Genomic DNA, 13,037 nt, shown 5'->3' on the forward strand with positions numbered 1-13,037 from the left:
GCGTGAGGCGCCAGGCGGCGGGCACGGCGACGAGCGCCACGGCGAGGGCGACGGCGACGAGCGCGGGTCCCGGTGCGAGCGGCGCCTCGACGGCGGTCGCGCGCGCCCAGGCGTCGCGGACGATCTCGGCGGGATCCATCGGTGCTCCTCGGGACGGCGCGGCGGGGTCGGCGCGGCGCCCACCCCATCACACGCGCCTGACGGTCGGCCGTCGTCCCTCCGGCGACTACCGTTGTCGGGTGCCTGACACCCCCGTCGCCGACCTCGTCGCGTCCCTGCTGCTCACCGTCCCCGACTTCCCGGAGCCCGGGATCCTGTTCCGCGACCTCACCCCCGTGCTCGCCGACGGGCCCGCCCTCCGCGCCGTCGTCGACGACCTCGTGGCCGCCGTCGGACCCGTCGACGCGGTCGCCGGCGTCGAGGCGCGCGGCTTCCTGCTCGCGGCCGCCGCGGCCTACGCGTCCGGCGTCGGGACGCTCGCCGTCCGGAAGGCCGGCAAGCTGCCCGGCGAGGTGCTCCGGGAGTCCTACGACCTCGAGTACGGGCAGGCCGCCATCGAGCTGCACCCCGGTCAGCTGCCGGCCGGATCCCGCGTGCTCCTCCTCGACGACGTGCTCGCCACGGGCGGGACCCTCGAGGCCGCCGCCCGCCTGCTGGAGCGGGCCGGCTACGAGGTCGCGGGCATCGGCGTGGTCCTCGAGATCGCGGGCCTCGGCGGTCGCGCGCGGCTCGCGGGTCGCGACGTGCACGCCATCATCGCCCTCTGACGTCGCGCCGCGCGGGCGACCGGACGCACGGCGCCTCCGCCCGACCGCGTCATCCCCGAGGACGGGTGCGCCGTGACGGGTCGCCCGGGGACCGGCACCTCCGACGGATCCGGCGCCCAGGGCCGAGCCCCGATGATGGGGGGATGCTCCTGCGCCACCCCCTCCTCGGAACGGCGACGGCCCTGTACCTCGGGCTCGTCGCGTGGATCACGCTGTCGCCGGAGCCCTACGACTCCCGCATCGACGGGTTCCTGTTCCGCGCCCTCGGGGTCCTGCAGCGGCACGACGGCACGGCGTGGATCACGTACTCCCTGGTCGAGGGGGCGGCGAACGTCGCCATGTTCCTGCCCGTGGGCATGTTCCTCGTGCTGCTGCTGGGCCGGCGGAGGTGGTGGCTCGCCGTGGCGCTCGGCGTGGGCCTGTCCGTGCTCATCGAGACCGCGCAGCTGTTCCTCCCGACGCGCGTCTCCGACGTCCGCGACCTCCTGCACAACGGGCTCGGGGCGCTCCTCGGCGTCGTCCTCGTCCTGATCCTCACGGCTCGCTCCGAGAACGCCCGCCGCCGTGCCCTCCGCCAGCGGGCGCGGCAGACCCCGACGGAGCCGCAGCCGCTGGTCGGCACGCCCCGCTGACCCGTCCCGCGGCCCCGACGGCGGACCGCTGCCGGCGCCCGCGCGGTCAGGGGACGCGCCCTCGGCTCGATAGGATCGATGCCGGAAATCAAGGGGTGTGCAGGTGACCGGTACGGAGCTGGATCGCGAGCGCGCGTACGTCTCGCGCCTCTACGGGCGACTCGACGCGGTGCGGGCGGAGACCCGCGAGCAGCTGACCGCGGTGCGGGACAGCCCCACCGGCGGCACGCACCAGAACCGGTCCGAGCGCGACGCGTTCGCCCGCATCTACGAGGACCGCCTGCAGGCGCTCCGCGAGGTCGACGAGCGCCTGGTCTTCGGCCGCCTCGAGTTCGAGGACGGCCACCTCCCCGAGGACGAGCCCCGCCCGCCCGCCCCGGCGGACGCCGCCGACGCGCCGACCGCCGACGGGGATCCCGTCTACCGGTACATCGGCCGCATCGGCCTCCGCGACGACGACCTCCAGCCGCTCCTCCTCGACTGGCGCGTCCCGCAGGCGAGCGCGTTCTACCAGGCCACCGCGGCCACGCCCCTCGGCGCCCGGGCCCGGCGGCACCTCACCACGCGCGGCCGCGAGGTCGTGCACGTCGAGGACGAGGTATTCGACCCGACGCTCCTCGACGAGGGCCGCACCAGCCTCCAGGGCGAGGGGGCGCTGCTCGCCGCGCTCGCCGCGGGCCGCACGGGCCGGATGAACGACATCGTCGCCACCATCCAGGCCGAGCAGGACCGCATCATCCGGTCCGACCTCCGCGGCGTCCTCGTCGTGCAGGGCGGGCCGGGCACGGGCAAGACCGCGGTCGCGCTGCACCGCGCCGCCTACCTCCTGTACTCGCACCGCGACCGCCTCGCCTCCTCGGGCGTCCTGGTCGTCGGTCCCAGCCGCTCCTTCCTGCAGTACATCGAGGCCGTGCTGCCGTCCCTCGGCGAGACCGGGGTGGTGCTCGCGAGCGTCGGCCAGCTCTTCCCCGGCATCGACGCGGCCGCCGAGGACGCTCCCGAGGTCGCGGCGGTGAAGGGCGGATCCGAGATGGCGGGCCTCCTGCAGCGCGCCGTGCGCTCGCGCCAGGTCGTGCCGACCGAGCCCGTGACCCTCGACGTGAACGGCGAGCGCATCGTGCTCGAGCCGTCCCTCGTCGCCGGCGCGCTCCGCCGCGCCCAGGACAGCCGGAAGCCGCACAACGAGGCCCGCGTGGTCTTCAACAAGGCCGCCCTCGGATCCCTCGCGCAGGTCCTCGCGTCCCAGATGCGCCGCAACGGCAGCGCCCTCGACGACAGCGACCTCGCCATGCTCCGCGAGGACCTCCGCACCTCCTACGACGTCAAGGTCGCGCTCAACACCGCGTGGATGCCGCTCACCCCCGAGAAGCTCGTGCAGGACCTCTACGCCCGCCCGCAGTGGCTCGCGTCGCTCACGCCGCGCTGGAGCCCGGAGAAGCGCGCGCTCCTCCGCCGGGACCGGGACGCCGCGTTCACGATCGCCGACGTGCCGCTCCTCGACGAGGCGGCGGAGCTCCTCGGCGAGTTCAGCGCGCAGGCCGACGCGAGCGCCCGGGAGCGGGAGCAGCAGCGCCTCCGCGACATCGAGAACGCCGAGCAGGCCATCGAGAACATGGGCGTCGGCGGCATGGTCACGGCCGAGCGGCTCGCGGAGGGCTTCGCCGAGCAGGCCGCGCGCCGCACCACGGCGGAGCGCGCCGCGTCCGACCGCACCTGGACCTACGGCCACATCGTGGTCGACGAGGCGCAGGAGCTGTCGCCCATGCAGTGGCGCGTGCTCCTCCGCCGCTGCCCGCTCCGCTCCTTCACCATCGTCGGCGACGTGGCGCAGGCGAGCTCCGCCGCGGGCGTCTCCAGCTGGCAGGAGGCGCTCGGCCCGGTGCTCGGGCGCGAGTGGCGCCTCGAGGAGCTCACCGTCAACTACCGCACGCCCGCGCGGATCGCGGAGGCCGCCGAGCGCATGGCCATCGCGCACGGCCTCCCGGTCACCCGCTCCCGCGCCGTCCGCGAGGGCGAGCACCCCATCGACACCGTCGGGGTCGCGGCCGACGAGGTCGTCGCGGCCGTCGTCGACGTGGTCGACGAGGAGCGCGAGGACGGCGACCAGGGCACGCTCGCGGTCATCGCCCGCGACGACCGCGTGGGGGAGCTGCACCGGGCCCTCGCCGAGCGCTTCGGGTCCGCGGTCGGCATCGGCGTCGGCGGCCTCGGCCGGCCCATCGCCGTGCTCGGGTCGCAGGAGGCCAAGGGCCTGGAGTTCGACGTGGTCGTCATCGCCGAGCCGGACGAGATCCTCGCCCACACCTCCCGCGGGGCCGCGGGCCTCTACGTCGCCATGACCCGGCCGACGCAGCGCCTGCACATCGTCACGTCCACCGGCTTCACGGCCTGATCGGACGGCTGCGGCGCCTGCCGCGGGATGCGCACCCGCGGGGTCAGCGGTGCTGGGCGGCGGGGGAGCTGCCCGGGGCAAGGAGATGGGCCGGCCCGATGACGGACCGGCCCCGCGTCCGCGGTCCCGGCGCCGAGACCCCTCTCCGTGCGCCGTCCGTGCGATCGCTCTCCCCATGACATCCGGACCCGTGGTGCATCGCGTCTCTGATGGTCCGGCGCATTGCAGCATCTTCGGAGCGGGTGCCCGATCGGTTGGGGCACGAACGTGACGGCTCCCTGGACGGTCAGCGGACGGGCGCCGGCCAGCGCACGTCGTCGGACGTGAGGAGCGGCTCGTCCGCGCATCCGTCGAGGACGCGCGCCATCGCGTCGTGCTCCGCGCGCGTCACGCTGAGCTCGGTGCGCACCTTCACGGCGACCTGCCGGGCCACGAGCGCGCACGCGTCGGCCGCGTCCTCGGGCAGCCACTCGTCGGCCGTCGCGTCGGACTTCGCGGAGTTCTCCGCGGCGGAGGCGGCGACGAGCTCCAGCGGGTCGTTCGCGAAGGCCGCCCGGTAGTCGGCGTCCCAGCGCCACGCGCCGGAGGACCAGGCGTCGGACAGCGACACCACGTGGTCGATCTGCACGGCCTCGGGGTCGCTCGAGCGGTCGAACCCGATGCGCGCACCCGAGTACGGGTCATCGAGGACGCCCGCCTGCACGACGCAGCCCCGCGTGCCGTCGCGCACCTCCGCGTCGGCGAGGTCGCGCCGCAGCACGTCGTTGCGGGTGTCGCAGCCGTTGCGGTCCACGTCCGTGCGCCACGCGAAGGACTCCCGGTCGTAGCCGGCGACGCGCTCCTCGGTGCGCACCTCGAGCCCCTCGAGGGCGAGGCGCGCGGATCCGCTCGAGCCCGGCTCCGCGCCCAGCCCCGACCCGGGTGCCGATGCCCCGCCGGCGCCGCCGTCCGGTCCGCCCTCGGCCGCGCGCAACTGGACGAGGCCCGCGACGATCAGGAGCACCAGTGCCGCCAGGGTCACCAGCACGGGCGTCCGCCGTCTCCGCCGCCGGCTCACGGGGTCGGGTTCCGGGAGTCGTAGTGCTCGAACGACGGCAGCGAGCGGATGAGGATCCACACCACCACCGCGATCAGCAGCCCGCCCACGAGCGACGGCACCCAGAGCGCCGCGAACGCCGTGACGATGCCGATGTACGCGTCGCCGAGCCGTGGCCCGCCCGTCACGACGACGATGAAGATGCCCTGCAGGCGCCCCCGCATGTTGTCGGGGACCGCGGTCTGCAGCATGGTGTTGCGGAAGATGGAGGAGATGTTGTCGGCCGCGCCGGTGCAGGCGAGGAGCACGGAGGCCGCGACGATGCCGGGCACGCTGGCGTCCTCGATGCGGGAGCCCATGCCGTGCAGGACCCCGGTCTGCGCGAGGAGGAGCACCAGTCCGAAGCCGGCCGTGGAGAGCCCGTAGGCCACGATGGCCCAGCGGATGGCGCGTCCGTGCCGGGTGACCCGGCCGACGGATCCGCTGAGCAGGCTGCTCACGAGGCTGCCGACCGCGCCGGCCGCCGTCAGGATGCCCACGGTCACGGGTCCGCCGCCGAGCACCACCGCGCCGACCGCGGGGAACAGCACGCGGGGCTGCCCGAGGGTCATGGCGATGATGTCGACGATGAACGACATGCGGATGTTCGGCGCGGTCCGCAGGAACCCGAGCCCGTACCGGATGGAGGCGAGCCCCGGCCGCTGCACCTCGCCCTCGGGCGCGATGCGCGGCAGCGCGAGCACGCCCGTGAACGCCGCGAGGAACAGCACGGCGTCCACCGTGTAGGTCCACTGGAACCCGACGGTCGCGACGAGCACGCCCGCGAGCGCCGGTCCCACCGTGACCATGACGCCGAGGCTGATGCCGCCGAGCGCGCTCGCGGCGGGCAGCAGGTGCGCGGGGAGGATGCGGGGGAGGATCGCCTGCCGGCTCGTCCCGATCACGGTCGCCGCCACCGCGTTGAGGATGCTCAGCGCGTAGAGGGACCACACCGTCTCGGCCTGCGTCCACGCGAGCAGGGCCAGCGCGATGGTGGAGCCCCACGCGGCGCAGGAGGCGATGAGCGCGACCTTGCGGCGGTCGAACGCGTCGGCGAGCATCCCGCCGTAGAGGCCCGCGATGATCATCGGCAGCAGCGAGAGCACGCCGACCAGCGCCACCGACCCCGTGGATCCCGTCAGCTCGTACACGTGCAGCCCGATCGCCACGATGGTCATCTGGCTGCCGATGCCCGCGATCGCGTTGCCCGCCCAGAGCCGCGCGAACGCGGGGCTCTCCTTCAGGGGCGCGAGGTCGACGAAGTGGCTGCCGCGCACCTGCCGCTCGTCGGGGATCGGGATGGGGGAGGTCTCGGGCGGGATGCTCACGTGATGCTGCGTCGTCTCTCTAGAGTGGATTTCCACGCTAGCCGAGATCACCGACGCCGCCTCCGGCGAGGAGCGTCCGCCCGCTGATGCAGGGCCCGCCCTCTGGTATGCTCGTGCGGTTGCCGTCTGAACGGCCGCGGATCAAGAGAGCTCGCACATCCTGTGACGGGCGCCGCGCAACGAACACGAGAGGGGATCATCACATGGCTCTGGAAGCAGACGTCAAGAAGGCGATCATCGACGAGTACGCGACCCACCCCGGTGACACCGGATCCCCCGAGGTGCAGATCGCGCTCCTCACCAAGCGGATCACGGGCCTCACCGAGCACCTCAAGGAGCACAAGCACGACCACCACACGCGTCGTGGCCTGCTCCTCCTTGTCGGCCAGCGTCGTCGTCTCCTCGGCTACCTGTCCAACGTCGACATCGAGCGCTACCGCGCCCTGATCGCGCGCCTGGGCATCCGCCGCTGACACGCACCACCCGTCGCTGATCGCATCACGACGCACGGACGAGCCGTCACCCTCCGGGGTGGCGGCTCGTCTTCCGTTAAGGGGAGCGACGCCCGCTCGACACCCGGAGCAGCACGTCCTCCGGGGCCCGCGAGGGGCCGGGTGCTACCATGTCCGAAGTGATCCAGCGGACGCCCAGCGTCACGATGCGATCACGACAGATGGAGCTGGCCGGCAGGAGCTGGTCGTTGGTGGTGGTATTCCGAGTCGCTCGGAGCATTCCCACTGATGGCCAGACATGCGCCCGCCGCCCTCGGCCACCGGCCGATGAGCGGAACCAGCCGCGCACGTGCACCCGGATCCCGCATCAGGCGGGCTCCGACGTGTCGCCTCGCCCGCTCCTCCTCTGTCGCAGGAGGTCCGCATCCACACGGGATGCAGGACGAGCGCCCGACGGGCGTCGCCGAGAGGCGCAACACGAAGGAGAGAGACCTCAATGGAAGGTCCAGAGATCAAGTTCGCCGAGGCAGTCCTCGACAACGGCAAGTACGGAACGCGCACGGTCCGGTTCGAGGCCGGCCGCCTCGCGCAGCAGGCTCAGGGCGCGGTCGCCGCGTACCTCGACGAGGACACCATGCTGCTGTCCGCCACCTCGGTGGGCAAGCACCCGAAGGACAACTTCGACTTCTTCCCCCTGACCATCGACGTGGAGGAGCGCAGCTACGCCGCGGGCAAGATCCCCGGCTCGTTCTTCCGTCGCGAGGGCCGCCCCTCCACCGAGGCGATCCTCGTCTGCCGCCTCATCGACCGGCCGCTGCGCCCGTCGTTCATCACGGGCCTCCGCAACGAGGTCCAGGTCGTCATCACCGTCCTCAGCATCGCGCCGGACGAGTTCTACGACAGCCTCGCCATCAACGCGGCGAGCGCCTCGAGCATGCTCTCGGGCATCCCGTTCTCCGGCCCCATCGCGGGTGTGCGCCTCGCGCTCATCGGCGACCAGTGGGTCGTCTTCCCCAAGCACTCGCAGCTCAAGGAGGCCGTCTTCGACATCACCGTCGCCGGCCGCGTCGTCACCGACTCCGAGGGCAACGAGGACGTCGCGATCATGATGGTCGAGGCCGAGGCCACCGAGGGTGCCTGGGACCTCATCCAGGGCGGCGCCACGAAGCCCGACGAGGCCATCGTCGCGCAGGGCCTCGAGGCCGCGAAGCCGTTCATCCAGCAGCTCGTCGCCGCGCAGGCCTCGCTCGCGCAGCAGGCCGCGAAGCCCACGGTCGACTACCCCGTCTTCCTGCCGTACGCGCAGGAGACCTACGACGCCGTCAGCGCTCTCGCGCTCGACGAGCTCGGCACCGTGTACCAGACCGCCGACAAGATCGAGCGCCAGGACGCGGACGACGCCCTCAAGACCCGTACCAAGGAGGCCGTGGCCGCCAAGGTCGAGGCCGGCGAGCTGCCGCAGTCGGCGCTCACCGAGTTCTCCGCGGCGTACAAGTCCGTCACGAAGACCGTCGTCCGCGGCCGGATCCTCCGCGACGGCATCCGCATGGACGGCCGCGGCCTCGCCGACATCCGCCCGCTCGACGCCGAGGTGCAGGTCATCCCGCGCGTCCACGGGTCGGCCATCTTCCAGCGCGGCGAGACCCAGATCCTGGGCGTCACCACGCTGAACATGCTCAAGATGGAGCAGCAGATCGACTCGCTGAGCCCCGTCACGAAGAAGCGCTACCTGCACCACTACAACTTCCCGCCCTACTCCACCGGTGAGACCGGTCGCGTCGGGTCGCCGAAGCGCCGCGAGATCGGGCACGGCTTCCTCGCCGAGCGCGCCCTCGTGCCGGTGCTGCCGAGCCGCGAGGACTTCCCCTACGCGATCCGCCAGGTGTCGGAGGCCCTCGGGTCCAACGGCTCTACGTCGATGGGCTCCGTCTGCGCCTCGACCCTGTCGCTGCTGAACGCGGGCGTGCCGCTGCGCGCGCCCGTCGCCGGCATCGCCATGGGCCTCGTGTCCGACACCGTCGACGGCCAGGTCCGCTACGCGGCCCTCACCGACATCCTCGGTGCGGAGGACGCGCTCGGCGACATGGACTTCAAGGTCGCCGGCACGTCGGAGTTCGTCACGGCCATCCAGCTGGACACGAAGCTCGACGGCATCCCCACGTCGGTCCTCGACGGCGCCCTCAAGCAGGCGAAGGAGGCCCGCACGGCCATCCTCGGCGTGCTGAACCAGGCCATCGACGCCCCCGACGAGATGGCCCCGACCGCGCCCCGCGTGATCTCGGTCAACATCCCCGTCGACAAGATCGGCGAGCTGATCGGCCCGAAGGGCAAGACGATCAACGCCATCCAGGACGAGACCGGCGCCGACATCTCCATCGAGGAGGACGGCACCGTGTACATCGGCGCCGTCGACGGCCCGTCGGCGGAGGCCGCGCGTGCGCAGGTCAACGCCATCGCGAACCCGACGAACCCGGAGGTCGGCGAGTCCTTCCTCGGCACCGTCGTCAAGATCGCGACGTTCGGCGCGTTCGTCTCGCTGCTCCCCGGCAAGGACGGCCTGCTGCACATCAGCGAGGTCCGCAAGCTCGCCGGCGGCAAGCGCGTCGAGAACGTCGAGGACGTCCTCGGCGTCGGCCAGAAGATCCTGGTGGAGATCACCAAGATCGACGACCGCGGCAAGCTCTCGCTCGCGCCCGTGATGGAGGAGGCCGCCGATCAGGAGGGCTCCGCCGCCGCGAGCGACGGCCCCGAGGGCCCCGCGGAGGGCTAGGCCCCACCGCACCCCGCACGGCCCGGATGCCCGTCCCACCTCGGTGGGGCGGGCATCCGTCGTGTGCGGCTACTTCCCGTCGTCCGGATCCGTCGGGTACGGCTCGTCGGGGGCGGCCGGCACCGAGACGGAGGGCACGGGCGCCGGGTCCGCCGGGGCGCCGGACGCGCTCGGGGCCGGGGTCGGCTCGGGCGTCGGCGCGTCGGTCGGCTCGGGGTCCGGCGTCTCCGTCGGCGTCGGCGTGGAGCCGGGCGGCGCGCTCGGCGAGCTGGACGACGGGATGGGCGTCAAGGGTCCCGCCCCTCCGCGCGTGAGCGCGATCGCCGTGATGATGCCCGCGACCACGACGGCCACGGCCAGCAGGGCGAGGATCAGCGCCAGGCGCCGCCGGCGCGGTCGGGCGTCCTCGCCCTGTCCCGCACCGTCGCGGCGGCGGCCCTCGCCGGCGAGCGTCACGTCGTCCCCCTCGTCCGGCCCGGTCAGTCCGCGACGGTGATCGCGGTGCCCACGAGCTGGGCGCGCCCGATCACGTGCGGCAGCATCAGGAACCCGAGGATCGCGGGGGTCGCGCCCTCGGGGATCTCCAGCGACTCGACGTCGAGCGCGGTGACGATGAAGAAGTACCGGTGCGTGCCGTGGCCGGCCGGCGGCGTCGCCCCGGCGAACCGCGTCTCGCGCGCCTCGTTGTGCATCGTCACGGCGCCCTCGGGGAGGAGGCCCGCATCCGGGTCCCCCGCGCCCGCCGGGAGCGACGTGGTGGATGCGGGGATGCCGCGCACCGCCCAGTGCCAGAAGCCGCTGCCCGTGGGGGCGTCGGGGTCGTAGGCGGTGAGCACGTAGCTGCGGGTGGCCGCGGGGGCTCCCGTCCATGTGAGGGCGGGGGAGCGGTCCTGTCCGCCCTGTCCGGCGCCTCGGGCGGACTCGGGCAGCGGCGCCCCGTCCGCGAAGTCCGGGCTGGTGAGGTGGAAGGGGGCGGCATCCGGCAGGCGGTGCAGCGGGTCGTTGGGCACGATGGTTCCTCTCGGTTGTGCTTTCCCCACCAGCCTCGCACGGTGCGCCGGGATGCGGCCGGGAGGCGGTCGGACGGCGTCGCCGGGACGTCCGCGGCGGCCGGCCCGCCCTCCCGTCGCGTCCGCCGGGCCCCCGAAGAGGGGCTGGGTCGGGGACGCCGAGCATCGTTACCGTGGTGGGGCGGGCAGGTCCACGGGATCGCCCGCTTCCGGGGGACGCATCGGGGGATGCAGACCGCCGAGGGGTGCCGGGGTCGGGGGATCCACGGCACCCCTTCCGGCTCCGCTGGCCCTGCCGTCCGCCGCGTCGGCCGCGCCCGGCGGGTACGGGTCCGGGTGCATGTGCGATTGCGATCGCGTCGTGGCCGCGTCCCGCCTGTCCTGCGGACGAACCACCGGATGCAAAACCCTTGGTACGCAAATCTTTCGCCTGCGTGAGGGCTACGCTCGACAGGTGACGTCATCCCCTCCCACCGCCTCCGCCGTCACGCCCGCGCCCCAGCCCCGACGCCGTCGCGCCGGAGCGCTCGTCGGGCACCGGACTCGGCAGCCGCAGCGTCGCGCGGAGCCCGCCACGCTGGCCGAGGCGACCGTGCAGGCCGCCGGCGCCCTCGTCCTCGAGGCCGTCGCGGAGCCCGGTCTGCGCAGCGGCGGCAGCATCCCGCATCCCGCGCGGCACCGCGTCATCGGCGACACGGACCTCCGCGTGTTCCCCCTCGCGCTCGGCGGCAACGTCTTCGGCTGGACCGCGGGCGCGGAGGACACCTCCGCGATCCTCGACCGCTACCAGGAGGCGGGCGGCAACTTCATCGACACCGCCGACTCCTACGCCAGCGGCCGCAGCGAGCACATGATCGGCTCGTGGATGCGCGAGCGCCGGAACCGCGACTCGATGGTCGTGGCCACCAAGATCGGCAAGAGCGAGGACTTCCCGGGCCTCGGCGGCTCGCGCATCGAGCGCGCGGTCGACGCCAGCCTGTCGCGCCTCGGGACCGACCACGTCGACCTGCTCTACTTCCACTGGGACGACCTCGACGTGCCGCTGGAGGAGAGCCTCTCCGCCGCCGGCCGCCTCATCGCCTCCGGCAAGGTGCGCCACCTCGCCGCGTCGAACTACGCCGCCGAGCGCCTGCTGCACGCGCGGATCATCGGCGGGCTGTACGACGCGCCGCGCTTCGTCGCGCTGCAGACGCACTACAACCTCGTGAACCGCGCGCCGTACGAGTCGGACTACCTCGACGTGGTGCGCGGCCAGGAGCTCTCCGTCATGCCCTACTTCGCGCTGGCGAACGGCTTCCTGACGGGCAAGTACCGCACCCGCGACTCGGTGCGCGAAGGTGCACGGGGCCAGCGCGCCGCGAAGTACCTCAACCGCCGCGGCCTCCGCGTGCTCACCGCGCTCGACGAGATCGCGGAGCACCACTCGGCCAGCGTCGCGACGATCGCGCTGGCCTGGCTCCTCGCCAAGCCCGGCGTCGTCGCCCCGGTCGCGAGCGCCAGTCGCCCCGAGCAGGTCCACGACCTGGTCCGGGCCGCCCACATCCAGCTCTCGCGCCACGACGTCGCCCGGCTCGACCGCGCCTCCGACTAGCCCTTCACAACGCGCGCCACGCTCCTGCCCTGCCCGCGATGTGGAGGGCCGCGCCGAGGCGTGCGCCTCCCCGGCTACCTTGCCGGGACCCGCGACGCCGGCGCCCCTGCGCCCGCATCCGCGCGGGATTCCGCATGCCCCGGGGGAGACGACCTTGCACGATCGACCGCGCCATCCGATGCCACGACGACGCAGGCCCGTGGCCACGGGCTCGCTGGTCGTCCTCGTCGCGGGCTCCCTGCTGTCCGGATGCGCGGCTCCGCCGCCCGAGCCCGTCCCCTCCCCGGTCCCGTCCCTCACCCAGGAGCAGCAGGACGACGCCGCGTTCCGCGACGTCATGACCCGCTACGTGGACCTCGACGCGAACACGGACACGGAGGAGGACCTGGCCGCGCTGCTGACAGGCGATGTCCTCGACGCCGAGAAGGCCGGACTGGCTGATGCGCGGCAGTCGGGTATCCGCACGAGCGGCAAGGACGCCATGAGCGGATTCGAGGTCACGGATCGTGGTCTCGATCCGTCGGGCACGCAGTACATGACAGCTCAGCTGTGCCTTGACCAGAGTGGTACGCGCTTCGTCGACTCGAGCGGAAAGGACATGACGCCCGAGCGAGATCCGCGCCTGTCCCTGCAAGTGAAGGTGGTCAAGTCCGAGAAGGACCCGTGGCGCGTGAGTGACATCGTCCGCAACGAGGACGTGCACGCATGCGGATGAAGCGGGCATCGGCCGTGATCGTCCTCGTCCTCGTCGTGGGTGCGATCGTCGGGACGGGACCGGCGGCACACGCCTCGGGTGAGTTCTGTCCGGTCACGCACAGCCAGTCGGCGGCGTGCACGTCAGGAGGGATCGGTGACGGGTCGGTCGCCGTCCATGCACGAGAGAGCATGGGCGCTCCCGAGCGTGCCGCAGACATCGCCCCGGTCACGAGGGTCCCCTTCTCGTCCCGACATTCGTCGACGCCGCTGATCCTGCATCCGGTGTCGCGGCAGGACCGGTTGGCGGCGGATGCGGATGGTGGG

At 73.3% G+C, this 13,037-nt stretch carries 11 protein-coding genes and 1 pseudogene; 8 read left to right on the top strand and 4 right to left on the bottom strand.

The genetic code is table 11. The features are described from left to right. Window positions 1–239 precede the first annotated feature (239 nt). The 3 genes from Q6969_RS07180 (at window position 240) to Q6969_RS07190 (ending at window position 3,791) form a co-directional block, all read left to right on the top strand. Window positions 240–767 carry an adenine phosphoribosyltransferase gene (locus Q6969_RS07180; protein WP_317229817.1) on the top strand — a complete coding sequence of 176 codons (528 nt, stop codon included), beginning with the start codon at window positions 240–242 and terminating at the stop codon, window positions 765–767. A gap of 143 nt (window positions 768–910) precedes the next feature. Beyond that, entirely contained in the window at window positions 911–1,399 is a 489-nt protein-coding gene (locus tag Q6969_RS07185) for a VanZ family protein (protein WP_317229818.1), read from the top strand. Window positions 1,400–1,502: 103 nt separating this feature from the next. After that, window positions 1,503–3,791, top strand: coding sequence for an AAA family ATPase (locus tag Q6969_RS07190; protein ID WP_317229819.1), 2,289 nt, complete (start codon window positions 1,503–1,505; stop codon window positions 3,789–3,791). Window positions 3,792–4,077: 286 nt separating this feature from the next. Here Q6969_RS07190 and Q6969_RS07195 read toward each other — a convergent pair whose 3' ends face one another. Both Q6969_RS07195 and Q6969_RS07200 read right to left on the bottom strand, forming a co-directional pair. Next, window positions 4,078–4,812 (bottom strand): HNH endonuclease family protein, encoded by a 735-nt coding sequence (locus Q6969_RS07195; protein WP_317229820.1) that lies wholly within the window; start codon window positions 4,810–4,812, stop codon window positions 4,078–4,080. A gap of 32 nt (window positions 4,813–4,844) precedes the next feature. Continuing rightward, window positions 4,845–6,194: an MFS transporter gene (locus tag Q6969_RS07200; protein WP_317229821.1), complete on the bottom strand. Its 1,350-nt coding sequence runs from the start codon at window positions 6,192–6,194 to the stop codon at window positions 4,845–4,847. A gap of 203 nt (window positions 6,195–6,397) precedes the next feature. On the opposite strand from Q6969_RS07200, the gene rpsO reads away from it, so the two are divergent. Both rpsO and Q6969_RS07210 read left to right on the top strand, forming a co-directional pair. Continuing rightward, the gene (gene rpsO, locus Q6969_RS07205; RefSeq protein WP_012038735.1) at window positions 6,398–6,667 is read left to right on the top strand and encodes a 30S ribosomal protein S15; all 270 of its coding nucleotides are present in this window, start codon (window positions 6,398–6,400) and stop codon (window positions 6,665–6,667) included. A 475-nt stretch (window positions 6,668–7,142) separates the two neighbouring features. Further along, window positions 7,143–9,416, top strand: coding sequence for a polyribonucleotide nucleotidyltransferase (locus Q6969_RS07210; protein ID WP_317229822.1), 2,274 nt, complete (start codon window positions 7,143–7,145; stop codon window positions 9,414–9,416). Between the two features lie 69 nt (window positions 9,417–9,485). Here Q6969_RS07210 and Q6969_RS07215 read toward each other — a convergent pair whose 3' ends face one another. After that, window positions 9,486–9,872, bottom strand: coding sequence for a hypothetical protein (locus tag Q6969_RS07215; protein ID WP_317229823.1), 387 nt, complete (start codon window positions 9,870–9,872; stop codon window positions 9,486–9,488). Between the two features lie 23 nt (window positions 9,873–9,895). Next, window positions 9,896–10,426, bottom strand: coding sequence for a YbhB/YbcL family Raf kinase inhibitor-like protein (locus Q6969_RS07220; RefSeq protein WP_094116197.1), 531 nt, complete (start codon window positions 10,424–10,426; stop codon window positions 9,896–9,898). Between the two features lie 454 nt (window positions 10,427–10,880). Between Q6969_RS07220 and Q6969_RS07225 the strand changes: the two genes are divergently transcribed. The 3 genes and pseudogenes from Q6969_RS07225 to Q6969_RS07235 form a co-directional block, all read left to right on the top strand. Next, window positions 10,881–12,017, top strand: coding sequence for an aldo/keto reductase (locus tag Q6969_RS07225; RefSeq protein ID WP_317229824.1), 1,137 nt, complete (start codon window positions 10,881–10,883; stop codon window positions 12,015–12,017). Between the two features lie 199 nt (window positions 12,018–12,216). Next, complete coding sequence (locus tag Q6969_RS07230) at window positions 12,217–12,732, top strand: hypothetical protein (RefSeq protein ID WP_317229825.1); 516 nt, start codon at window positions 12,217–12,219, stop codon at window positions 12,730–12,732. Then, window positions 12,723–13,037, top strand: a pseudogene (locus tag Q6969_RS07235) (hypothetical protein); the annotation flags it as partial. The gene Q6969_RS07230 and the pseudogene Q6969_RS07235, both read left to right, overlap by 10 nt.

The sequence above is a fragment of the Clavibacter sp. MX14-G9D genome, from assembly GCF_032917815.1.
Classification (GTDB): domain Bacteria; phylum Actinomycetota; class Actinomycetes; order Actinomycetales; family Microbacteriaceae; genus Clavibacter; species Clavibacter michiganensis_K.